Source organism: Cystobacter fuscus DSM 2262 (assembly GCF_000335475.2).
GTDB classification, from domain to species: domain Bacteria; phylum Myxococcota; class Myxococcia; order Myxococcales; family Myxococcaceae; genus Cystobacter; species Cystobacter fuscus.
Window position 1 is genome coordinate 212,952 of sequence record NZ_ANAH02000011.1, and the last position, 22,540, is coordinate 235,491.

Below are 22,540 nucleotides of genomic sequence, written 5' to 3' on the forward strand. Positions count from 1 at the left end.
GGAGGGGACTCCGCCCAGCACCCCCGTGCTGGCCGCGTCCCGCTCCCCTGCCTCCCACCCCGTGTACTCAGTTGCTCAGTTGTGTGCTCAGTTGTGCGGAGGGAACGCCGCCGGCTCACCCGTGGCGCCATTGCCGTCGGGCTGAGGGCCGGAGCGCTTCTCCTCCTCGGTGGAGCGGTCCGCGCCCTTGTGACGGATGGGCTCGTCCTGCTCCGCCTTCCCTTGGCGGGGAACCTGCTTCTCGTCGAGGTTCTTCTTGTTCATGTCTCGCCTCTTCCGTGAAGGGTTATTCCCTGGAAGGTGCGCATGGCGGGGCGGGCTGGCACGCAGGGGCGGGGGTGATGTTCTTGCCTTGCCTGGATGCCCCCCGAGCGGGAGGGCCGTGTCCCCCGCGCGAGGGCGCCGTTCACGAAGCCAGGAAGCGGAGGGCTCGGATTCCTGGCAGGAAGAAGTAGGCACCCCCCCGGACGTGGACGAAGCGGGGCACGCCGGTGATGCGCTGGCGCACGGGCTCGGCGGGGATGCTCACCGCGTAGTTCTCCGCGCGAGCACCCTCCACCTCGGGGTCGTGGTTGTTTCCGGCGATGGGATCCCTGCTGTCGTAGAGCCCTCCGAACTTGGGGTTGTTCATCCAACTCTGTTGGATGAATTCGAACTGGCGCTGGATGTTCGCGTTGAGCGCGACGAACACCATGCCCTGCTCACCATCGGGGTCCTGGTAGGGCCGGCCCCGCCGGATGAGCTGCCGACGGTCCGAGACCTTCAGCGACGTCTTGCTCGAATCCGGCACGAGCGTGTCGCGGGGGTTGCTCCGGCGGATGTGCGAGGCCACGGGGCAGCGCAGCCCATGCGGGTCATTCCCATACAGGAAGTCGTTGTTGCGCGTGGTGTCCAGTCCGAGTTCCTTGTCATCCCGTTGTGGGCACAGGGAGAGCGGTGCACCGCTGCGCCAACGCCCCATCAGCTTCGCGGCCAGCAACTCGCGCCGATGGGCATCGCCTTGGGGGTCCACGGAATCCCGCGAGTGCTCGTGCAGGAAACGCTCGAAGGACTCGACGTCCTGCCGCAGCTTGCGCAGCACCAGGTAGGTGCCATTGCATCCCAGGTCCTTCCGGGACGAGCCTTCGAGCGAGGGGAGGAGCCCGCGCGAATCCTGCTCCGCGGACACGGTGGGAGAGGAGGGCAGCTGCCCGTATGCGTTCTCGTAGCCGAGGATGAATTCTCCCGCCTTGATGGGCGGTGTCTGTCCGGGCTTCGCTGGAGTGCCCTCGATGGTGGGCTGGGTGATGCCATCCCGGAAGCCAAACGCCTCCTTGAAGCCGTTCTGGGTGCCCTCCTCGCCGTCCATCCTCCGCAGGCACGCGTCCTGGACGAACACCTCGCCCAGTCCGGAGGCATAGCGCTCGCGGTGGCGCGCGTGGAGGGCTTCCATCTCTTCCAGGTGCTGCTCGTCCCCGGGGGTGAAGAGCATGAGGACGAGGTGGATTTCCTTGTCCTCCTCGCCCTTCCGGGCCGGCCCGCCAAAGCACCACTTGTCCGGCGCGCTCGCGCCCGTGTCGCCGAGGGCACGAGCACGGTGGGCACTGGTCTGTCCCTCGACGAACTCCGGCAGGAAGGACTCGCGCACCTCCCGAGGCAGCCCGAGCGCCGCCAGACCCTTCTCGGTGAAGGCCACATGCACCGCATGGTCCTTCCGCTGGCCTTTCTCCTTGGCCCTCTGGAGGTGCTTCATCGTGGTGACCTGCTCGGACAGCTCCCGCAGCCAGGCCTTGGCCTGCTCCGGATGCTTCACCCGGAGGAACGCGTAGCGCGCGCGCGGCAGGTCGCCGTAGCCGGCGAAGACAATCGCCTGGATATCATGCCCATCGAGCTGCTTCTTCATGAGAGCCATCTCAGCCATTCCTTTACCTGCTCCGTGGACAGGCGGGCCTTCGCCTTCGCGCGGATGTTCCTGTTGTTGTAGATGTTGGAGACGCTCAGGTCCGGGTGCCGGGTGAACCAGACCTGTGTGTAGACCTGATGCTGGCGGACCCACTCCTTGAATTCCTCCTCGCGGTCGGCACCCAACTCCAGACGTGGAGGCCAGACGCGCAGCCGCATGGAGGGGAATCCCTCGGTGTTGCACCAGATGGTGGTGAGCCCGATGCTCGCCCGGTCCACGAACGTGCCGAGGTAGTCCTCCCAGCTCCCATCGTAGTTGCTGAAGAAGAGCAGGCGGTGCTTCGCGCGCCCCGCCTCGAGCGGCTCCTCGTTGCGCACGAGGATCCAGCGCGCGAAGTGGATGCCCTCGATGCCCCCGAGGCGGCCCTCGGCGAAGGAGTACCTGGCCCAGTAGCCCCACACCCACAGCGCCAGCTTGACCAGGAGCAGCCGAGACAGGCCCGGCTTGAGGTCCACCAGGTGCGTGAGCTGGTTCTGCGTCTGGAAGTCCTCGCGCTCGAGCAACCTGCCCCGTCTCTCGCGCCCCTTGAGGCGGTAGGTGGGGCGGGTCGCCCCCCCGCGTGCTCCCCTCAATCGATTCGCCGCGACCTCCACGAACCTCAGCCCCAACAAGGCCAGTCCCGTGGGGAGCGCCACTGGCAGCGCGAGCACGCCCAATCCGACACGCATGGCGCTCGTGCGCAGCAGCCGCTTCTTCCAGGATGGCCGCTCGGGGTCGAGGGTCAGCTGCTGGGCGGATGCGCGCGCTTCGAGGTATCGCCCGATGTCCGCGTGGAGTTGATGCTCCCCCCCTGGCCGGTACTGCCCGCGAGCCTCATCGAGGTAGCTTTGGATGTGCTCCCGTACCCGGGCGTCGTTGTCGATGCTCTCGACGCTCATGCCCGGGTAGCCCTGGAAGAAGAGGGGCTCGCTCAGCGCGTGGTCGAGCAAGTAGCCCACGAGGGCCTCATCCGTGTCCTCGGCTCGGAGCGGTGGCGCGCAATGGCAATAGATGTGCTCGCGCAGCGTGCACCCAGCCAGGCGCACGAAGTTCCGCAGGAAGTCCTCCACGGTGCAGTCGAAGTTGGCCTCGAACGCCAGCATGGGACCAGGAATGATGACCCAGCGCAGGAAGTGGGTGGTCTTCAGCTCGTCGAACGAGAGGTGTGGGTTGTGCTGGATGTCATGGCCGATCTTCTCCAGAACCTTTTCCAGCGAACGGAAGCGCTCGAGCTGGATGGGCACGAGCACCGTCAATGCATTGCGCTTCATGGCCACCTGCTTGCGCCTCCTCGCCCGCCCGTGGGACCGCGCGGAGCGTTTCAACGCCTGGCCGGGTGAGCGGTGGACCGCTCCTGTACTCGTGTCATCCATGCGAAATCGCCCTCGCTTGTTCTGGTCTGAGCGGAGGGGTTGCATTCGTGACGGGTGATGGAGGAACGGCCTCCTCGCATGACTCACGGGAGCCGTGGCGCACGCCTGCTCCCGCGCATCAGGAGCCGTGGGAGTGGTTCTCGTGCGGCTTCGAGTCCTGGTGCGTCCCGCTCAGACTCGCGCGCGCCCGCTGCTCGTAGGCGAACATCCCGTGCTCGTGGGCGAAGTGGATGGCCTCGAGGAACGCCGCGCGCGCCTCCTTCTCCCGGCCCGCCAGCCGCAGCAATTCGCCCCGGGCGCGATGCAGTTCGGGCAGGTACGAATACTCTTTTATCGTTGCCGCCGCCGCCAGCGCGTCGCCCACCACGGCCAGTCCTTCCCTCGCCTGTCCCAGTCGCAGGTGGATGGTTGCCATCATCCCCAGGTTGTGGTGCGAGCCCGCGAGGAGGCCGGAGTGCTCCCACTGCTTCTGGCCCTGCTGCATCAGAGCCAGCCCCTCCTCGGGGCGCCCCAACTCGGACAGGGCCCAGGCCCGTAGCAACGAGGGCCACAGGTACCACAGGAGGAAGCGGTGCTCGCGCGCGAGTGGGATGCACTGCTCGGTGAGCGCCAGCGTGGTGCTCGCATCCCAGCGCAACTGGCTGCCGATGGCGCAGTAGGTGAGCGCGAGGGCCATCGTGTGCGGGTGGCCGATGCGGCTGGCCAGTTCCATCGCCTCGCGAGTGAAGAGCCTGGCCCGGACCTCCTGGCCGGCGGCGGAGAGCGGAAGCGTGCCATAGGCCAGCACGGCCACGCGCGGGTTCACCCACTGGCGCACGGCGATCTGCCGGTGCCGCTCGAGGTCGAAGTCCATGTCCGCCCGTGCCTGCTCCACGTGGCTCAGGGATTGGGCGATCTCCCCCCAGACGAAGAAGTTCGTCGCCATCATCCGGTGGCCCATGCAGAGCAGTTCGTGGTTGTTCTTGCTCTCTCCCAGGCTCACCAGCAGTTTGGCCACCTCGTGCGCGTCGTCAAACCTGCCTCGCGCGGAGTAGTAGGCGAACGAGCCCCAGAAGCCCAGCTCCAACCGTGGCAGCTCCTCGCCCACCTGGCGGAAGAGCGCCTGCGCCCGCGCGTACGTGCTCTCCACCTCGGTCGACTGGTATCCTTTCACCTGCACCAGCGGAACGCCCAAGGCGATGAGCAGTTGCAGTTCCTCCTTCGTGAGTTCCGTGGCGTCCGGCAGGCTGCGTAGCAGCTTCAGCGCCTGGGTGAGGTGGCTCACCGCCTCCTCGTTGGCGGAACGCAGGCTGGCGAGCATGCCGCCCTTCTTCCAATAATGGATGGCGGGTTGGAACTCCTGGGCCTCCTCGTAGTGGTGGGCCAGCAGCTCGGGCCGCGTCTCCGCCACCCCAGGGAAGTGCTTCTCCAGCACGTGGGCGATCTTCCGGTGATAGTGCCGCCGCGTGCCCCGGGGCTGGGACTGGCACGCGGCCTCCTGGATGAGGGCGTGACGGAACTGGTAGGTGGGCTCGGCGTTGTCGGTCTGGACCTGGAGCAGCCCGGCGGACACCAGTCCCATCAAGTCCCGGCGCAGCGCGGGCTCGCTCTGGCCCGTGAGGATGACGAGCAGCGCCTGGGAGAAGGTTCGCCCCACCAGTGCACACAACTGCGCGAGCTGTTTCTGCCGCCTGGGCAGCGAGTCCAGCCGCGCCAGCAGCAACTCCTGGAGCGTCACGGGGATGGAGGCCGATGCTCCGCCCTCCAGGAGCACGCGTGTCATCTCCTCCACGAAGAGCGGAACGCCGTCCGTTCGGGCCACCAGTTGCCGCATCGCCTCCTCCGGCAGCGACTGGCCGCGCGTCACCTCCTTCACCAGTTGCTCGGTACTGGCCGCGGGCAGCCTCTCCAGCGAGATGGACTCGAAGCCCGGGCCTTGGGTCCACGGTGGGTGGAACTCCGGGCGCGCGCTGAGGACGAAGAGGATGCGCGCCCGCTCCACCTTTTCCCGCATGTAGTCGAGCATTTGCAGCGAGGAGGGATCCGCCCAGTGCAGGTCCTCCACCACCACCAGAACCGGCTGCTCCCCGGCGTTCCACATGAGCAGCGATGTCAGCCCCTCCAGCGTCTCTTCCTTCTGCCGCTGCGGGGTGAGGCGCAGGTGCGGCGAGTCCTCGGCCACTGGCAGCGACATCAGCGCGGCCAGCAGCCGCACCTGGAGGGGCGACAAGCCCCGTTGCTGGAATTGCGTCTCCACCACGCGCAGGTTCTCCTGGCGCGAGCGCTCCGGGCGAAGCCAGTTGCGCTGCAACACCTCGATGACGGGGTGCAGCGCGCTGGTGCTGTACTGGCTCCAACACTGGAGCCGCAGCAGCATGGGCCGCTCCGGTGACACCCGCTCGATCAGCTCCTGGATGAGGCGGGATTTGCCGATGCCGGCCTCGCCAGACAGCAGCAGATAGCTCCCCTGCCGCTCACGGGCGCGCCGCCACGCGTCGAGCAGGCGACCCAGCTCCCGCTCGCGGCCCACCAGCGGGGTCAATGTCCCGCCCCCCTTGAGCGCCCGCTCGAAGCGGATGATGGCCTCGCGCGAGCGCAGCACGCGGTGCACGGCCAGCGCGCGCCTGCCGTCGAACGTCCTCGAGCCGAGCGGCTCCGTGTCGAAGGCACGCCGCACGAGGTTGTGCGTGTTGGGGCCGATCACCACTTCGTCCGGCCCGGCCTGCCGCGCCAGCCACGCCACCACCCGGGGCGCCTCCCCCTGCATGGTGGGGGTGCGCCCGCGCAACTCGGGGAGGATGTCGTCCAGCACCACCATGTCCGTGTAGATGCCCACCCGCGCCGACAGCACCGCGTGACTTCCCGGCGGCACCTTCCCCTGGAGGACTTCTCGCACGGCGGCGGGCAGCGCCAGGCCCGCGAGCACCGCGCGCTCCGAGTCCCCCTCGCGTGCCACCGGGTAGCCGAAACAGGCCAGTGCCTCGTCCCCCATGCACAGGTGGACGAAGCCTCCGTGGCGCTGCATCACCTTCGACGCACACTGGTGGAAGGTGGCCTCCAGCTCGCTGAAGTCCTCTGGATCCATTTCCTCCGCCAGTGCGGACAGCCCCTCCATCCGGCACGACACCAGCGTCACCTGGCGTCGCTGAGGCGCCACGGACAGAGGGGCCTCGCGTCCCGGCCGGAGCTGCTCTCCCAGTTCGCGCAGCTCCTCGCTCAGCTCCTCGGCCGACAACAGCCGTTGCGAGGGCTCCTTGGCCAGCACCAGGGACAGGAGCGATTCCAGCTCCCCACGCAGCTCGGGGTGGCGCGCGCGCAGTGGCGGCACCGGCTCCGGCGACAGCACCTGCGCGCGTAGCTCCTCCATGTTCATGGAGGGGTAGGGCAGCTCTCCGGTGAGCAACTCATACAAGAGGATGCCCGCGGCCCAGAGGTCGGTGCGCTCGTCCACCGTCCGCGCGCGCCATTGCTCCGGCGCCATGTAGGCGGGAGTCCCGGCGGTGGGCAGGTGCGGCAGCGCCGAGGGTCCTCCCGTCAACCATGCCAGTCCAAAGTCGAGCAATTTCACCGTGCCCTGTCGGGTGATGAAGACATTGCTCGGCTTGAGGTCGCGGTGGACGATGTGATGTTGGTGCGCGTGCGCCAGCCCGGCCGCCACCCCGCGCATGATGTCCAGCGCGCGCCACGGTGCGAGCCGCTTCTCGCGTTGCAGCACCGCCGCGAGCGACTCGCCCTCCAGACACTCCATGACGAGCACGGGCACCAGAGGCCTGCCCGGTCCCTCCGCCCACTCGGAGATGTCGAAGATGCGGACGATGTTCTCGTGGTCCAGTTGGGCAATGGCCCGTGCCTCCCGCAACGCCATGCCCGCCAGCTCCTCGCGGGGGAAGAGGAGCTTGAGCGCCACCACGCGCTGTAATTCCTCGTCCCGGGCGCGGAAGACCTGACCCATGGCGCCCTCTCCCAGGCGCTGGAGGATCTCGAAGCGGCGTCCGTCCAAGCCTCCCAGGTGCTCTCCGGGCACCAGACGGCGGAACGCGTGCTTCGGGGAGGAGTCAGCCACCTCTTTCAGGAGCGAGTCCCCGAAATCCGAGTCCTCGAATGACTCACGGGAGGGTTGTTGGTCGCCCTGCTCGTCGTCGCCACTCTTCCCCATGGTTGGACCCCCGTGAGCTGTCCTGGAAAATGTAGGAGCCCCTCGGGGTACGGGCAATGAACCCTCCTCCATGGCGCCAGCGGCCGGCCCACCGCGAGCCTGGACTCTTGGAACGGGTTCTTCGCGTCGGCGTGGCGGCGGCCGAGCCCTCGAATCAGTGGCGAGCGGTGTACTTCCATGCCCACCAGATGAAAGGAATCGCTTCCCTGGCCGGGGGGAACCGTCTCCAGAGCGAGATGGGGCTCTCTTGACTCGACAGGATACATGAAGAGACTTGACTTGAATGGTCAAATCGAGTCCCGTGTGGGCGTGGGTCGCGCGGTCACGAGGGGACGCCGGATGACGGATGAGAAGAGTGGAACGGGGGGCACGCGGAGGCTGTTCCAGCTTGGCGAGAACTACGGCGAGGTCGGGCCGGGACTCGGCTGCCTCTACGAGGCATGGCGGGTGGACAAGGGTCGGCCCGCCCTGATGTTGAGGCCCGGGGATGGCGTGGAGTGGCAGCCCGAGGGTCCCTGGCGGGTGTGTATCTCCTGCGATCCGAAGGAGGACTCGGTGACGCTGGAAGTGAAGCAGGCGCCCGCCGCGGCTCAGTTGATGGAATTGGCGAACCTCCTCGTCCTGATGACCGCGGCGGTCGGACGCGTGGAGGACAATGCCCAGGTGCAAGCCCATCTCGCGCGAGGGCCGGTCACTCTTGCCGGGCCGTGGAGTTCACGAGCGCGCTGGTCCTGGAGTGTGCCGGCGCTCGCGAGCGTGGCGGTGTTCGCGCTGGGTCTGGGCGTGGGGCTGTCCATCGCGAGAGAGTCTCCCCTCCCGAATGAGACCGTTGCCGGCATGGCGTCGAAGACAGTCACCCTGACGAACGCGCCTTATGTCATCGCCTCGAGTGGGTCCGATGCGGGCATCATCGCCTACCCCATGCCAGCGGGCCCCTTCGCGAATCAGGAGCCGACTCCCTGCAAGGCTCAACGGGGTGAAGTGGCCATCAATGGTGGGTGCTGGATTGAAGTCGCCCAGCGTCCTCCTTGCCTGGCGGACACCCATGCCGAGTATCAGGGCAGGTGCTACCTGCCCGTCGCGAAGCGTGCCCGCCTACCGCAATCCGTCGAGCCCTCGGGTCAGTGACGAGCGGTGTACTTCCATGCCCACCAGATGAGGGGAAGCTGCAAGGGCAGGCGGACGAGGGCCACCCACAGGTGGGGATTGCCCTGGCGGTGGTAATCGATCGCCATCTGGATGTTGGCGGGGAAGACGGCGATGAGTAGCGCGATGATTCCCCAGGCGGCGTAGGGCCGGGTGACGGTGGGGATGAGCAACAGGCCCAGTCCAATCTCGAAGACGCCGCTGATCAGTACCATCGCCCGGTGATAGGGGATGTAGGGGGGCATGAGCCGCACATACGGGTCCGGATGGACGAAGTGGTTGATGCCGGCACCGATGTACAGCAATGCCATCAGGTACAAGAAGATGCGGGTCATGAGGTTCCAGGGTTTGGTTCGTGCGCCCAGAGGGCGAAGGGAACTCCATCTTTTCGGAGCAGGTAACCCAGACAGCCATCACCCCCGTGGGCTATTCCTTGGCGTCGTCCTTGTCCTCCGCCCCGGCGGCGGGGTGGCGGCGGCCGAGCTTGCGGTAGAGCGTCTTGCGATCCACGCCGAGGATGCGCGAGGCGAGTGTCCGGCTGCCGCCCACCGTCTCCATGACGCGCTGGATGTAGCGCCGCTCCATCTCCTCCAGTGACACCAGCTCGGACACGTCCTGGTTCTGTGTCTGGGGATTGGGCGCGCGGTAGTCCCGGATGCGATCCGGCAGATCCTCCACCGTGAGCTGCTCGTAGGCCGTGAGCGCCACCGCGCGCTCGATGCAGTTCTGCAACTCGCGCACGTTGCCGGGCCAGCTGTAGGCCAGGAGCCGCTGGGCCACCGCGGGGCTCAACCCCACCACCCGCTTGCCGCTGCGCGTGGCGAAGTGTTCCAGGAAGCGCTGCGCCAGCAGCAACACGTCATTGCCCCGGGCCCGCAGCGGCGGCAGCTCCAGGCCGATGACGTTGAGCCGGTAGTACAGGTCCTCGCGGAAGCGTCCCTCCTCCACCGCCAGCTCCAGGTCCCGGTTGGTGGCGGCGACGATGCGCGCGTCGAAGGCCACCTCCGTCTCGCCGCCCACCGGGCGCACCGTGCGCTCCTGCAGCGCCCTCAGCAGCTTGGGCTGGAGCGTGAGCGGCAACTCCCCCACCTCGTCGAGGAACAGCGTGCCGCCGTTGGCCTTCACGAACAGGCCCGAGCGCGACGTCTTCGCGTCCGTGAACGCCCCCCGCACGTGGCCGAACAACTCACTCTCCAGCAGCGCCTCGGGCATGGCCGCGCAGTTGATGGCCACGAAGGGCCCCGCCCGGCGCCGGCCCCGCTCATGCAACGCCCGCGCGGCCACCTCCTTGCCCGTGCCGCTCTCGCCCGTCACCAGCACCGACGTGTCCGAGTCCGCCACCCGGTCGATGAGCTCGTACACCCGGCGCAGCGCGAGGCTCTCGCCCACCACGCCCCCTTCCGTGGACACCTCGCCCAGCGCCCGGCGCAACCGCCTCACCTCCTCGCGCAGCGCCCGGTGCCGCACCGCCCGTTCCAGCACCAGCGCCAGCGCGTCCAGGTCCACCGGCTTCGTCACGAAGTCGTACGCGCCCGCGCGGATGGCCGCCACCGCTGTCTCCAGGCTTCCAAACGCCGTCACCACCACCACGGGGATGTCCGGACGGTTGAGCGCGATGCGCTCGCACAGCGCGATCCCATCCATGCCCGGCATCCGCAGGTCCGTGAGCACCGTGTCGAAGTCCTCCGACTCCAGCAGCGCGAAGGCCTCGGCGGCGCTGCCGAGCACCGTGGGCACGAAGCCCCGGCGCGTCAGGCCCTTCTCCAGGAGCGCTCGCATCTCGCGCTCGTCCTCGACGACCAGCACGCGGCCCTTCGTCGCGCTCATGTCCCCGCCTCCTGTGCGTCCCTCCCTCCCGGTGGGAGGAAGATGGAAAAGCAACTACCGCGTCCGGGCTCGCTGCTCACTGAAATCCACCCCCCATGGTCCCGGATGAGTCCATAGGAGACAGACAGGCCGAGCCCCGTTCCCTCGCCCACGTCCTTGGTGGTGAAGAAGGGCTCGAAGACGTGGGGCAGCACCTCGGGGGCGATGCCCTCGCCCTCGTCCCGCACGTCCAGCCGCACCCACTCGGCCTCGGGCCCTCCCAGGTCCGCCGGGGGCAGGGCGCGCTCCCGCCCGAGCCGCACCCGGAGCACTCCCCCCTGCTTCATCGCCTGCATGCCATTGACGATGAGGTTGGTGAGGGCCTGTTGGAGCTGCCCCGCGTCCACCTCCAGCATCAGCGGGCCCGCGGCTTCCTGGTCCAGCGTGACGTGGCGCCGCGCCGCGAGCGGTCGCAGGAGCGCGAGCGTGCGCTCCACGAGCTGGGTCAGGTCCTCCGGGGCGCGCTGGGGCGTGCGCCGCCGGGCGAAGTCCAGGAGCTGGCGGATGATGCCCGTCATGTGCTGCACCTGCTGGGAGATGATGCGGGCGTATTCGGGCACCTCCTCGCCCTCGGCCTCGCCCGAGGCGATCATCTTCGCGCGGCCGAGCACCACGTTGAGCGGCGTGCCCAGCTCGTGCGCCACGCCCGAGGCGAGCTTGCCCACGGTGGCCAGCCGGTCCGAGTGCCGCAGGTGCTCGAGCGTGGCCACGCGCGCCGCCGTCTCCGCCTCCACCTGCGCGCGCGCGGACGACAGCTCGTGGGCCATCTGGTTCATCGCGTTCGCCAGCGTGGCCAGCTCGTCCTCCTGGCGCAGGTGCACCCGGGCCTCCAGGTCTCCCTGTCCCACGCGGTGGGCGAGCCCCACCAGTTGCTCCACCGGCTGGCCCACCAGCCGCCGTCCCATGGCCATGGCCACCACCAGGAAGGCGAGGGTGATGGCGCCCGTCGCTACCGCGGTGCTCACCACCGTCTGCCGCACCCGCAGGCGCTGCTCCATCAGGGGCTCGATGATCTGGATGGCGCCCAGCCGCCCGTTGACGGTGACGGGGGTGAAGGAGAGCAACCACCCCGGCGGCCGGGTAGGGTCCGTGAAGGACGTGTCCTGTCCGGCGAGCAGCGCCCTCCATTGCTCGACGGGGAGTGATCTTCCCTCGCGCGAGTCCAACCACAGCCAGCTCACCCGCACCTGCTCCTGGAAGAGGTTGGCGTCCGAGAGCAGGGTGAGCGCCGCCTGCTGGCCCTCCATCTGCCAGGACCGGACGAAGGAGCCTCCCAGCGTGTGGCCGAGCAGGCGGTGGTCATGCTGCATGTCCAGCTCGGAGCGAGCCAGCTCCCTGCGCACCTGGATGGTCTGCAGCCCGGCGATGACGGCGAAGGCGAGCAGCACGAGGGCGAGGACGATCTTCCGGGCGAGCTTCATGGTGTGGTTCCGGGGTCTGGCATACCCCCCGGGACTTCTTCAAGAAACGCACCCGGCTCCCCGTCTCCCCGGGCCGTCCCGCGCGAGGCGGAATGCCCCGATGGGGCAGGCTGCCCCCGCGAAGCGCGCCCTCCGGGCCTCGCGTCCCCTCCGAGGCGCGCACTGGCACACGGCATGCTCCTGTAAGGGGCGGAGTGCTCTTTGCTCCCAGGGACGTGCGTCATGATGCCTTCCGAACCCCATCCGCTCCGCATCCTCCTGGCGGAGGACGATGAGGAGATGCGTTCGCTGCTGACGTTGACGCTGGTGCGGGCCGGCTTCGCGGTGGTGGCGCTGGAGGACGGCTACGAGCTGGCCGACTACGTGTCGCTGACGCGGGTGTGTGGGGGGCCTCTGTCGCCGCCGGATCTCATCCTCTCGGACATCCAGATGCCGGGGCGCACCGGGCTGGAGGTGCTCGCCCAGACCCAGGCGGCGGGGCTCGCCTGCCCCGTCATCCTCCTGTCGTCCTTCGCGGACGAGGAGACGCGCGAGGAGGCCAGACGGTTGGGGGTGCGAGCGTTCCTGGACAAGCCGGTGGACCTGGAGGTGCTGCGGGACACCGTGCGGGAAGCGGCTGGAGCGCCTGGCGCGTCGTTGCGCTAACCTCCGCCGCCGCGCATGTCCCGCTCCCGTCCACTCCTCGTCGCGTTCGTCTCGCTGCTCGTGTTGGCCGCCGGAGCCGCCGTCTGGCGCACCTCGGCGTCCACCCCTCCGCCGCCCCCGGCGGTGGCTGTCCCGAGTGCTCCACCCGCGGTGGCTCCCGCGGCCGTGAAGCCGGCCGAGGCGATGGCCCAGGTGCCCGCCCGGTTGTCCTCGCCCGCGGCGGGCTACGTGGGCGCGGAGAAGTGTGGCGAGTGCCATGACACCGAGCACGAGGCATGGAGCAAGGACTGGCATGCGCGGGCGCTCTCGCCGGCCGAGCCCCGCTTCGTGGTGGGCGACTTCGCCAACACCCACTACAAGGGCGAGTCCAGCGAGGCGTGGATGACGCGGCGCGACTCGCACTCCTTCATGCGCACGCGCGGGCCCACGGGCGTGCTCGCCGACTACCCGGTGGACTGGGTGATGGGCGGCAAGCACATGCAGGACCCCGTCACCCAGATGCCGGATGGCCGCTGGCAGGTGCTGCCCATCTACTTCCACGTCACCGGCCACGGCGAGTGGGTGGACTACTCCGAGGCCAAGCAGGGTGCCCTGCCGCCGGACCACCCCTTCTTCTGGTCCAACTGGCAGCGCAATGCCCAGCACTCGTGCCTGGACTGCCACGTCACCGGGCTCGACACGCGTTATGACCGCGCGACCCATCGCTGGAGCACGGGCTTCGCGGACGCGGGCGTGGCGTGCGAGAGCTGTCATGGCCCGGGCGCGCGCCACGTGGAGACGCAGCTCGCCCGGGACATCGTCCAGCCGGAGAAGCTCCCGCCGGAGAAGGGTCTGGCCCTGTGTGCCCAGTGCCATGGCCCCCACCGCACGCTCTTCCCGTCGCTGGACGCCGCGCACCATTTCAAGCCGGGCGAGCGCTACGAGGACAGCTACCAGCCCATGGTGTTGCTGCTGGGCGAGACTCGCTCCGGCGACTTCTTCGACGATGGGCGTCCGAAGACCTCCAGCTTCGAGTACCAGGCCCTCATCCAGTCGCGCTGCTACCTGAAGGGAGGCGCCACGTGCCTCACCTGCCACGACGCGCCCCACGACGGGCACGTGAATGAGCTCAAGCAGCCCAAGCACCCCGCGAAGGCGGTGACGGTGGGCTCGGCGACCTGCCAGGGCTGCCACGCGAAGGAGTTCTCCGAGGGCTCGCGGCACACCCACCACACCGCCTCGGCCGAGGCGCCGGACTGCGTCGCCTGCCACATGCCGCCCACCATCTCCGGCGTGCTGGACACGTTCGCGGACCACGCCATCGACGTGCCGGTGCCGCGCAACACGGTGAAGCATGGCATCCCCAACGGGTGCAATGCGTGTCATGCGCATGCCAAGGCCACGCCCGAGGCGATGGACGAGGCGCTGGCGAAGTGGTGGCCCCAGGCGAAGACGCGGCAGGCCCGGCGCATGCGCCTGGCGGATGCCCTGGCGGTGAAGACCGCGGCGGACAGCCGCCCGTTCCTGGAAGGCGTGCTGGCGGACACGAAGGAGGCGCCCTCCCTGCGCGGCGTGGCGGCGCAACTGCTCGCCCAGCGCTTCCGCCAGGACGCGCTCCCCGCGCTGAAGGCGGCGCTCGCCACCGCCCGGGACTCGGGCCTGCGCTCGGACCTCGCCGCGGCGCTGGCCGCCACGGGCTCGCGTGACGCGCTCGACCTGCTCACCCCGCTGCTCGAGGACAAGTCGCTCTGGGTGCGCCAGTCCGCCGCGCTGCCGCTCGCCGGGGCGGGGGATGCGCGCGGGCTCGAGACGCTGGAAAAGCTGGCCCACACGCCCGCCTCGGAGGGGCTGCCGATGCCGCACGTGTTGCTCGGCCAACTCGCGCTGCGCCAGGGCGACATGGTCAAGGCCACCACCGAGTTGGAGCGCTCCCTGGACCTGCAGCCGTACAACGCCGGCGTGCTGGTGATCCTGGCCGATGTCTACGCCCGCCAGGGGGACATCCCCCGGGCCCGCGAGCGATTGGAGGAAGCCCTGCGGTTCGATCCGCGCAACAAGGCGGCGCGGCAGCGGCTGAGCATGTTGCAACGGGGGCCGGGCCCGCGCCGCTGAGCGGTTGGGCCGGGCCACGGCAGGTGCGAGGCTGGCCCCAGCACGAGGGCCACCCCGGACTGCGTGGTGTTGAGGCGCTCAAGACAAGCCACTGCCGTGCTGGGAAGGACTGAAGGAGGACGAGAGGCAGCAAGCGGTGCGGTGGCTCGTGGAGCAAGTGGAAGCCGAGGCTCAATCCCGGGGCAGAGTGAACGGCCCTCTCACGCCTTATTGTCAGGGCTGAGTCTTGGAGCACATGGATGCCGTATTTCAGAGTCAAGGAAGACACATCATCCCCGGAGTACACGGGCGATATTGACGCCGCCCACAAATGGAAGCTGCCGGGTGTCTTCGAGTGTCCCGGCTGCGGAGCCACTTGGGGTGACAACTCCATCGCCTATCCTTCGGTGGACCTCACGCCTATCGCCACCAAGGCAGACTTCGAGGAAGCGCGAGCAGAGCCCATTGAGGAATACGAACGACTGTGTGGACTGGTGCGACCCTATCTACCGCCGGGGGCAATGCTGGAACCGGGCACAGCGCTTGGCCCCCTCGTAGGCAAGGCCCAGGGCCGCTTCGGGCCGCTCGTGTCCCCCTATCCCTGGTGGCTGTTGGTGGAGCACACGGCACTGGAAAAGCTCCAGGCCGAAGGTGTGCGCGGCCTCAAGGGCTGCCGCACCCAATTGCGCTTCCGTCAGCGCTCACCACCCGAACTCCTCGAGTTGGAACTCGTCGTCACGGGCCGTGCCCATCCAGATTGCCTGCCACCGAACCCCAAGCCGCCTTGCTCTCGCTGTAGCCGTCGTGGACTTCGCTTGCCCGATAATCTTCTGCTGGACCTCGGAACGCTTCCGAAGCACCTGGACGTTTTCCGGTTGGAGGACTTCTCCACCGTCATCGTCTGCACGGGGCGTTTCGTCGAGGCCTGCCGCAGCTTGGGCCTGAAGGGTGTGTCATTTCACCCTCTGCACGCGAAATCGCAGGGCTAAGCGGGCGAGCCACCTGTAGTTGCTGGAGGCGCCTCAGTACTCCTTGCTCCAGATGAAGTCCGCGCCACCCACCTGTGCGTCGCCGTACTCGGCCTCCACGCCCCAGCGGGGGCCGAACTGGTACTCCAGCCGCACGGAGTTGGCGTTCTCCCGCCGCGTGGTGGACTGGTTCTGGGGCGTGCCCAGCCGGCCGCTGTAGCCCAGGTAGAGCTTGTCCGTGAGGTACTTGCCCACCTCCAGCCGCGCTCCCGCGAGGCCCTCGTCGCCGGACTCGATGGTGAGCACGTCCAGCGGCAGCTTCGCCGCCAGGGCCTTCTTGGCCTGCGAGGCCAGGAGCGAGCCGAGCACCGAGGCCACCTGGCCCTGGTTCATCGACGAGGCACCCGAGCCCGCCTTGAGCGTGCGCCGGCCCGTGGCGAGCAGCGTGTAGATGTCCGTCTCCGGCAGCGGCGGATCGCTCGTGGGCTTGATGGTGAAGTCCTTGCCCTGGCCGCGCACGGCGACGTACACCGTCACGCCCGCGCTCTCGTTCTTGTACTCGGCGGTGGCGTTGATGTAGGGCGCGGCCGCGGGGCCGGTGAAGCGCACCTGGCTGGAGTTCTGGATGTTGAAGCGCCGGCCGAGCACCTCCACCTCGCCGCGCTGCACGTGCACCTCGCCGTAGATGGAGGCGGTGTCCGCGTACTCGACGCGGAAGTTCTCCGACAGGCCGACCTCCACGTTGACGTCGGCGCCCTGGACCCAGAGGTTGCGCGGGGCGTTGATGTTGATGCGGTACTGGCGCTGGGGCTCGGCCTGGGTGGGGCCGGCGCCGCCCGTGGCGGTGTCCGTGGGCGGGGCCTCGGCCTCGGCCTGGGCGGGATTCATCGGCTGGCCCTGGCACGTGAGCACGATGCCCTCGGGCCGCTCGAGCACCTGCAAGTCCTTGCGCTTCTCCTCCGGCAGTTTGATGTGGGCCTCGGGAATGGAGAGGTTGCGCAGGTTGATGAACTGGGCGGTCTTGGAGATGTCCCCTTCGAACTCGGTGCGCAGCTGGATGATGGCGAAGAGCTGGTCATCGAGCACGAGCGGGAAGTCGTTCAGGTTGCCCTCGCCCGTGAGGTTGAACGAGCCGGACGCCGTGCGCGTCCCCTCGGCCTTGAGCTTGAGGCTGCCCTGGCCGCTCTGGGCGGAGAAGTCGGAGAGCGAGATGCGCTGGTCGTCCACGGCGAGCGCCACGTGCACGTCGCGGTAGTCGCCCATCCCATCCAGCGACAGCCGGCCCTGCTTCCACTCGAGCTGGCCCTGCAGCTTGGGCGCTCCGAGCGTGCCGTCCACGCGCACCTTTTTCATCACCAGCTCGCCGCCGATGGCGCGCACCATGGGCAGCTGGGCGCCGGAGAGGAAGGAGAGATCGAATATGTGCGAGTCCAGCTCCACCACCACGGGGATGCGGCGGGTATCCATGCCCTGGCGCAGCGCGGGCAGGGACAGGTCCTGCGTGGCGTGGCCCCGGGCGGTGAGCGTGCCGCCCTTGGGCGAGGTGAGGAGCGCGTCGAAGGCGGAGCGCGCGTCGGCGTAGGTGTAATGCAGCCGCGCCTGGCCGAGGCCCAGCTCCCGCACGCCGATGTTCTGCACGCCGGCGGTGAGGTCCACCTTGGGATCGTTCAGCGTGCCGCGCGCGCTCAGGCTCAGGGAGACGACGTTCTGGGGCTCGGAGGCGTTGTTCTGCTGCTCCTGGGGCTGTGCTTCGCCCCCGCGGCAGCGGGCATTCAGGGCGACTCGCGGGGAGACACTGGCCAGGCCCTGCAACTCGCGCTGGGACAGGGGACCCGCGCGCGCGGTGAGGGTGAAGGGCACATGGCCCACCACGTCCTGGTCCTGCAGCGCCACGAGCGAGGCGCGCACCTGGGCCTCCATCTGCGCGAGCAGCGTGCTCTCACGCCGGGCCTCGAGCTGGAGCTTCACGGAGGAGGGGCCGGTGAGCACGGCCAGTTCGCCATCCAGGGGCACGACGCCATTGACCGTGGCCTGGCGGGCCTGCACCTTCAGCTCCCCTTCGGGCGCGAGCAGCGGACCGGTGAGGTGGGCCGTCATGGAGAGCTTGCCGCCCGCGTCGGTGGCCAGCCCGTACTGCGACAGCAGCGCGAGCGGCATGTCGACGACCTCGGCGCGCAGCTCTCGCATGGGGGTCTCCATGGCCTGTTGCGCCGTGGGCGGACGGGCGATGAGCCCGCCGAGGGTGAAGGGCGTCTCCAGCGTGGCGGTGGCCTTCTGGGCGAGGCCGCGCAGGTTCAGGGTCGCGCTGAGGGCGCCGTCCTGCTCATCCGACCGGGCGGTGAACTCGAAGTCGAGCTGCTCTCCGGCCAGCTTGGGCGGGAGCGCGCCGATGGCGAGCGGCACGGGCGGGGCCTGCTCGGGGTCTGTCGCGGAGGCCGTTCCCCAGTAGCGCAGATCCGCGCCCTGGAGCGCGAGGTCCAGCCGCGGGTCGTTCGCCATGCCCTTGAGGGTCACCTTCCCGGACAGCCGGCCGGTGGCGGACTCGGGCTGGCCAGCCATGCGCAGCGCGGAGCCGATGTCCAGGTGGTCCAGGGTGAGCTCCAGGTCCACGGGCTCGCGGCGGTGCTTCATGAGGCCCTGGACCGGCACGTCGAAGTGGCTGGAGACGCGCAGCGCGGGCGCGCTCGCGGTGAAGGTCCCGGTGGCGCGGTCGCGCGCGTAGCGGCCGTCCAGGTCGAACGCCAGGTCCGAGTACTGCTGGTAGCGGCCACCGCTCAACTTGAGCTGGGCCCGGGCATCCGGCCGGGACATGCGCCCGTCCACGGACACCTCGCCGGAAATCAATCCCGCCACGTCGAAGGACGCGGGCAGGTAGGCCTTGGGCAGGCGGCTCAGGTCCAGGGCTCGCAGCTCGGTGCGCGCGCGGATGGACTCCCCCTGCATCTTCAGGGCGAGCGACAGGCCCTGCTCGCCGGAGGTGAGCGACAGCGCGGGCTCCACCTCCACGCGGCCACCGCCCCAGGTGAGGTGCGTGGGGCGTTGCAGCGTCCAGGCCGCCTCCGGGTACTTGAGGGTGACGTCCTCGAGCGCGAGGCCCTCGTTGTCCTTGTCCAGGGTGCCCCACAGCGCGAGCTCCAGGGGAGCCTCGCCCTCGGTGTGCACGGAGACCTCGAGCTGGCGGCCCTTGGTGCCGACGAGGGCGCGCAGGTTCTTGTAGGCGCGGCCTCCGGCGGTGAGCTGGTTCACCTGGAGCCGGGCATCCGTGGTGAGGGGCTGGGTGGCGTCGGGCAGGCGCACGTCGATGGTGAGTCCCTGGAGGGAGGTGTCCGCCCAGGCGAGCGTGTCGAAGCCACCCACGAGGCTGACGGCGGGCGCGCGCACGGGCCCGGACGCGGCGAAGTCGAGCGAGCCGCGGCCCGACAGGGGCATGGGCTCGCCGCCGCGGCCCAGCCGGCCCACGGTGTGGGCGAAGGCGCCGAGGTCGGCCGCCACGAGCCGGCCCTCCACCTTGAGCTTTTCCTGCGTGCCCGAGCCGCTCGCGTAGAGGCTGAGGCCGGGGACGCGCGCCTGGAGCTGGGTGAGGGTGAAGTGTCCTCCCTTGGCGCTCGCGTGCACGTCCACCGGGCCCAGCGTCTGACCCTCGATGGGCGAGGCGGGCATGGTGAGATCCAACGTGCCCTCGAGTGTGTCCAGGCTCTTGCCGCCGCCGCGCACGAGCAGGTCCGCCGCGAGCGTGGAGTGGGGCCCGCCGCCCAGCAGCTTGGAGAGATCCAGGTCGCGCACGCGCACGGTGAAGCCCTGGGTGATGAACGTCTCGAGGTTCACGTCGCCCTGGGCCGTGGCGGTGCCATCGGCGGCCTGGGCATTGAGGTCCACGCTCACGACATCGCCCGTCTTGGCCACCGTCCCCGCGAGGGTGACGGGCGCGGCCACGGGGTAGGAGGGCAGCACGGCGCGCGCCAGCGCGGGCTCCAGGCGGAGCTTCTTCACCTCGGCGCGCAGCTTCTCCTCGCCCTCCATGGCGCCGCTGCCCTGCAATTCGAGTCCGGGGGCGGTGAAGTCCACCCGGGCGTTGAGCTGGCCCTCCTCTCCTCCGGCCTGGAGCGCCAGCCGCATGGGGCCCTGCTGGGGACTGGCCATGCGGGCGGTGGCGTCGAGCTTCGCGGCGAGCGCCTCGGTGGCGGCGGCCCAGGACGCCGAGCCCCCGGCCTCCAGTCCATCCAGGCGCACCTCCTGGTTGCCCTGGGGAGACTCCGACACGAAGGCCACCGCGCCGCCCTTCAAGCGCAGCTCTTCCAGGGTGAAGCGCAGCGTGCCGCGGGGCGCGTTGGGATCCTCGGGCTTGGGCTCGGAGGGATTGCGGAGGGCGATGGCGCGCGAGAGGTTGAGCCCGCGTGCGTCCTGGCGCAGGAAGAGGTGGGGCTCGTCGAGGCCCACGAGCTTCACCACGACGTGCTTGCGCAGCAGGGGCAGCAGCGCCACGCGTACTTCCAGTTGCTCCAGCTCGGCCACCAGCTCCTGGTCGGGGTCGTACAGCTTCACCCCCGAGAGCACGAGCGAGCGTGGCCCCAGATCCAGTCCGGCGAGCTCCAGGCGGCCGGACAGCTGCTCATTGGCCTGGGTGAGGGCGAAATCGCGCAGGCGGGCCTCGCCCGGCGGGGTCATGAGGTAGACGAGCGCGCCGGCCACCAGCACGAGCACGAGCCCGATGAGGCCCACGAGGCCCCACAGGAATCGGCGGCGCCAGCGTCGGGCGCGGGTGGGATGCGGTGTGCTCAAAACGCCTCTCCAATCGACAGGAAGAACGTGCAGAGGCCCTCGGGAGAGCCCGCGTAGTTCTCCGTCGCCCCATCCTTCAGTCCAAACAGTCCAAAACAGTCGCCCAGGCCACCCAGGGCGGTGGGTGCATCAGCCGTGGAGCGCAAGATGGGCAGCGGCTGGCCGATATTCAACCTCCGGGCGATATCCACCCGGATGGGGCCGACGATGGTGGCGTAGCGCAGGCCCAGGCCCACGGCGTGATAGTGATGGTCGCCGAAGACGCGGCCACTCTCCAGGCGGATGTCGTCCTTGTGGGGCCCGAAGTTGAGCGGCCCGATGCCCGCGAGCCCCGAATCGTGGAAGAGGGCGAGCGTGAGCTCCGAGAACAGTTTCACGCGCAGTTCCACGCTCGTCTCCAGGAGGCTGTTGCCGCCGATGGGGACGAGGCGGTCCGCGGGTTGGTCGGAGGTGGAGCTGACTTCACTCATGGGCGAGAGCCGGCGGGTATTGAAGCCCCGCATGGAGGCGCCGCCGCCCAGGAAGAAGCGGTTGACGATGGCGCTGTCCTGGCCGGCGGGCGTGAGCAGGGTGCCCATGCGCAGCCGGGCCGCGAGCGTGAAGCGATCCTTGGGCCCGAAGGTGTAGTAGCCGCGCAGGTCCGGCAGCACGCGCACGAAGGTGTACTGGCCGAGCAGGGGGCCACCGCCCTCCTGCAGGGACAGCGAGGCGTAGAAGCCGTGGCGCGGCGCGAGCGGATCATCCCGGCGGTTGAGCTCGATGAACTGCTCCAGGTAGCTCACGGAGATGTTGCACTCGGCGCGGTCGCTATCGGCCGGGCAGCCCAGCACGAGCGCCGGGGCGGTCGCCTGGTCCACGCTGCCGCGCTGCCCGTTGAGGTTGTAGAGCTCCAGGTTGTAGGTGGGGGAGATGGAGAAGTCGGGCCGGGGCTGCCAGACGACGCCGCCGCGCAGCCGTCCGCCGATGTAGTTGTAGGCCTGTTCCAGGCCGCGCTCGGCGGTGAGGGACGTCTGCAGGCGCAGGTCCCGGGCGAGGAAGCGGGGCTGCTCGAACTGGGCGGAGAACTGGAAGATGGGCCCGTGGGGGGTACTGATGTTGGGCGCGCCGTCCTCGCCTCGATCGAACGCGGCGGTGATGTTGGGGATGAAGGCGTAGCCCACGCGGCCGGTGAGGGTGAGCTTGCGCAGGCCGCCGAAGAAGTTGCGGTCCGTCCACTCGCCGAGCACGCGGATTTCCTGGCGGGCCGCGTCCAGGCCGATACCGCCACCGGCGCGCACCGAGCGGAAGGGGGCCTCGCGCACGTCCACCACCACGGGCACCGTGCGCGCCTCGCGGTCCGGCGCGCCGCGGTTGACCTTCACCGCGCCGAACACGCCCATGCGGAAGACGCGCGCCTGGGCATCCGCCAGCGCCGACTCACTGAACCACTCGCCCTTCTTCACCGAGCCCTGGGCCTGCTCGATGATGCGCCGCGGGTTCACCTGGGGGTCGGCGTCCGTGGCGACGAAGATGTTGCCGAAGCGGTAGCGCGGCCCGGGTTGCACCCGCAGGTCCACCGTCGCGCCCCGCGTCGCCAGGTCCACCCGCACCTCGCCGCCCACCTCCGCCTCGGCGTAGCCCAGCTCGTGCAGGCGCTGCGCCACCGTCTCCTTCGTCACCGCCCACTGCTCCTCGCGGAAGACGGCGCCCTGGGCGATTGGCAGGTCCTCCAGGGCGCGTGCGCGGTGCTCCTCGCTCAGCTCCTCCAGGCCCGTCACGTTCAGACTCGTGACGAGCGTGGGCGAGCCCTCGTGCACCGTCACCTCCAGCGCGACGGCGTCCTCGCCCCGGGGCTCCTGCTTCGCGTCGTCCACCCGGGCCTCGTAGAAGCCCTGGGCCTGGTAGAAGCGGACGATGCGCTTGAGGTCCGCCTGCCAGGTGTTGGGGTCGAAGTAGCTCGGCTTGCCGAACGGGTTGAGCCGCTGCCACCAGGGTGTCTTGGTGGTGACGATCTTCTCCTTGATGTCGGAGGCCTTGACCTGGTCGGTGCCCTTGATGTCCAGGGCGACCACCTTGGGCTGGCCCTCGTGTGAGGCGCCCTGGGTGTGGGCGCACCCGGCGGAGAGGGTGAGCAGGGAGAGGATCGCGAAGACCGGGCGGAGTGAAAAGGAGGCGGCGTCCACGGGGAGTACATAGCCCGGAAGCCCTCCCGGGGAACCCCCACCCGCGCGGGTTCT

13 protein-coding genes are annotated in these 22,540 nt (G+C 69.4%); 4 read left to right on the plus strand and 9 right to left on the minus strand.

Annotated elements, in window-relative coordinates:
* Positions 1 to 87: 87 nt before the first annotated feature.
* The 4 genes from D187_RS56775 to D187_RS21230 all read right to left on the minus strand — a co-directional run bounded on the left by D187_RS56775 (position 88) and on the right by D187_RS21230 (position 7,429).
* Positions 88 to 264: a hypothetical protein gene (locus tag D187_RS56775; protein WP_002622618.1), complete on the minus strand. Its 177-nt coding sequence runs from the start codon at positions 262 to 264 to the stop codon at positions 88 to 90.
* Between the two features lie 142 nt (positions 265 to 406).
* Positions 407 to 1,891 (minus strand): Dyp-type peroxidase, encoded by a 1,485-nt coding sequence (locus D187_RS21220; protein WP_002622620.1) that lies wholly within the window; start codon positions 1,889 to 1,891, stop codon positions 407 to 409.
* Entirely contained in the window at positions 1,879 to 3,192 is a 1,314-nt protein-coding gene (locus D187_RS21225) for a hypothetical protein (protein ID WP_043430911.1), read from the minus strand. The genes D187_RS21220 and D187_RS21225 overlap by 13 nt, the downstream gene beginning before the upstream one ends.
* 220 nt (positions 3,193 to 3,412) lie before the next feature.
* Complete coding sequence (locus D187_RS21230) at positions 3,413 to 7,429, minus strand: protein kinase domain-containing protein (RefSeq protein WP_002622622.1); 4,017 nt, start codon at positions 7,427 to 7,429, stop codon at positions 3,413 to 3,415.
* A 339-nt stretch (positions 7,430 to 7,768) separates the two neighbouring features.
* Here D187_RS21230 and D187_RS21235 point away from each other — a divergent pair, with 339 nt between their 5' ends.
* Complete coding sequence (locus D187_RS21235) at positions 7,769 to 8,557, plus strand: hypothetical protein (RefSeq protein ID WP_002622624.1); 789 nt, start codon at positions 7,769 to 7,771, stop codon at positions 8,555 to 8,557.
* Here D187_RS21235 and D187_RS21240 read toward each other — a convergent pair.
* The 3 genes from D187_RS21240 to D187_RS58800 all read right to left on the minus strand — a co-directional run bounded on the left by D187_RS21240 (position 8,551) and on the right by D187_RS58800 (position 11,862).
* Positions 8,551 to 8,910: a DoxX family protein gene (locus D187_RS21240; protein WP_002622625.1), complete on the minus strand. Its 360-nt coding sequence runs from the start codon at positions 8,908 to 8,910 to the stop codon at positions 8,551 to 8,553. The genes D187_RS21235 and D187_RS21240 overlap by 7 nt on opposite strands.
* A 91-nt stretch (positions 8,911 to 9,001) precedes the next feature.
* Entirely contained in the window at positions 9,002 to 10,402 is a 1,401-nt protein-coding gene (locus tag D187_RS21245; protein WP_002622626.1) for a sigma-54-dependent transcriptional regulator, read from the minus strand.
* Positions 10,399 to 11,862 carry a sensor histidine kinase gene (locus tag D187_RS58800; RefSeq protein WP_002622627.1) on the minus strand — a complete coding sequence of 488 codons (1,464 nt, stop codon included), beginning with the start codon at positions 11,860 to 11,862 and terminating at the stop codon, positions 10,399 to 10,401. The genes D187_RS21245 and D187_RS58800 overlap by 4 nt, the downstream gene beginning before the upstream one ends.
* A 222-nt stretch (positions 11,863 to 12,084) precedes the next feature.
* Here D187_RS58800 and D187_RS21255 point away from each other — a divergent pair, with 222 nt between their 5' ends.
* The 3 genes from D187_RS21255 (at position 12,085) to sitI6 (ending at position 15,566) form a co-directional block, all read left to right on the plus strand.
* Positions 12,085 to 12,507 (plus strand): response regulator, encoded by a 423-nt coding sequence (locus D187_RS21255; RefSeq protein ID WP_155893486.1) that lies wholly within the window; start codon positions 12,085 to 12,087, stop codon positions 12,505 to 12,507.
* A gap of 15 nt (positions 12,508 to 12,522) precedes the next feature.
* Positions 12,523 to 14,598, plus strand: coding sequence for a HEAT repeat domain-containing protein (locus D187_RS21260; RefSeq protein WP_002622630.1), 2,076 nt, complete (start codon positions 12,523 to 12,525; stop codon positions 14,596 to 14,598).
* Positions 14,599 to 14,837: 239 nt separating this feature from the next.
* Positions 14,838 to 15,566 carry a SitI6 family double-CXXCG motif immunity protein gene (gene sitI6, locus D187_RS21265; RefSeq protein ID WP_043430914.1) on the plus strand — a complete coding sequence of 243 codons (729 nt, stop codon included), beginning with the start codon at positions 14,838 to 14,840 and terminating at the stop codon, positions 15,564 to 15,566.
* A gap of 33 nt (positions 15,567 to 15,599) precedes the next feature.
* Here sitI6 and D187_RS21270 read toward each other — a convergent pair whose 3' ends face one another.
* Entirely contained in the window at positions 15,600 to 20,324 is a 4,725-nt protein-coding gene (locus tag D187_RS21270; protein ID WP_043430915.1) for a translocation/assembly module TamB domain-containing protein, read from the minus strand.
* Positions 20,321 to 22,486: a BamA/TamA family outer membrane protein gene (locus D187_RS21275; RefSeq protein ID WP_002622633.1), complete on the minus strand. Its 2,166-nt coding sequence runs from the start codon at positions 22,484 to 22,486 to the stop codon at positions 20,321 to 20,323. The genes D187_RS21270 and D187_RS21275 overlap by 4 nt, the downstream gene beginning before the upstream one ends.
* Positions 22,487 to 22,540 lie beyond the last annotated feature (54 nt).

Excerpts from the sequence above, each read along its gene's own strand:
- D187_RS56775 (WP_002622618.1), bottom strand. The coding sequence starts at position 264 with ATGAACAAGAAGAACCTCGACGAGAAGCAGGTTCCCCGCCAAGGGAAG.
- D187_RS21220 (WP_002622620.1), bottom strand. The coding sequence starts at position 1,891 with ATGGCTCTCATGAAGAAGCAGCTCGATGGGCATGATATCCAGGCGATT.
- D187_RS21225 (WP_043430911.1), bottom strand. The coding sequence starts at position 3,192 with ATGAAGCGCAATGCATTGACGGTGCTCGTGCCCATCCAGCTCGAGCGC.
- D187_RS21230 (WP_002622622.1), bottom strand. The coding sequence starts at position 7,429 with ATGGGGAAGAGTGGCGACGACGAGCAGGGCGACCAACAACCCTCCCGT.
- D187_RS21235 (WP_002622624.1), top strand. The coding sequence starts at position 7,769 with ATGACGGATGAGAAGAGTGGAACGGGGGGCACGCGGAGGCTGTTCCAG.
- D187_RS21240 (WP_002622625.1), bottom strand. The coding sequence starts at position 8,910 with ATGACCCGCATCTTCTTGTACCTGATGGCATTGCTGTACATCGGTGCC.
- D187_RS21245 (WP_002622626.1), bottom strand. The coding sequence starts at position 10,402 with ATGAGCGCGACGAAGGGCCGCGTGCTGGTCGTCGAGGACGAGCGCGAG.
- D187_RS58800 (WP_002622627.1), bottom strand. The coding sequence starts at position 11,862 with ATGAAGCTCGCCCGGAAGATCGTCCTCGCCCTCGTGCTGCTCGCCTTC.
- D187_RS21255 (WP_155893486.1), top strand. The coding sequence starts at position 12,085 with ATGATGCCTTCCGAACCCCATCCGCTCCGCATCCTCCTGGCGGAGGAC.
- D187_RS21260 (WP_002622630.1), top strand. The coding sequence starts at position 12,523 with ATGTCCCGCTCCCGTCCACTCCTCGTCGCGTTCGTCTCGCTGCTCGTG.
- sitI6 (WP_043430914.1), top strand. The coding sequence starts at position 14,838 with ATGCCGTATTTCAGAGTCAAGGAAGACACATCATCCCCGGAGTACACG.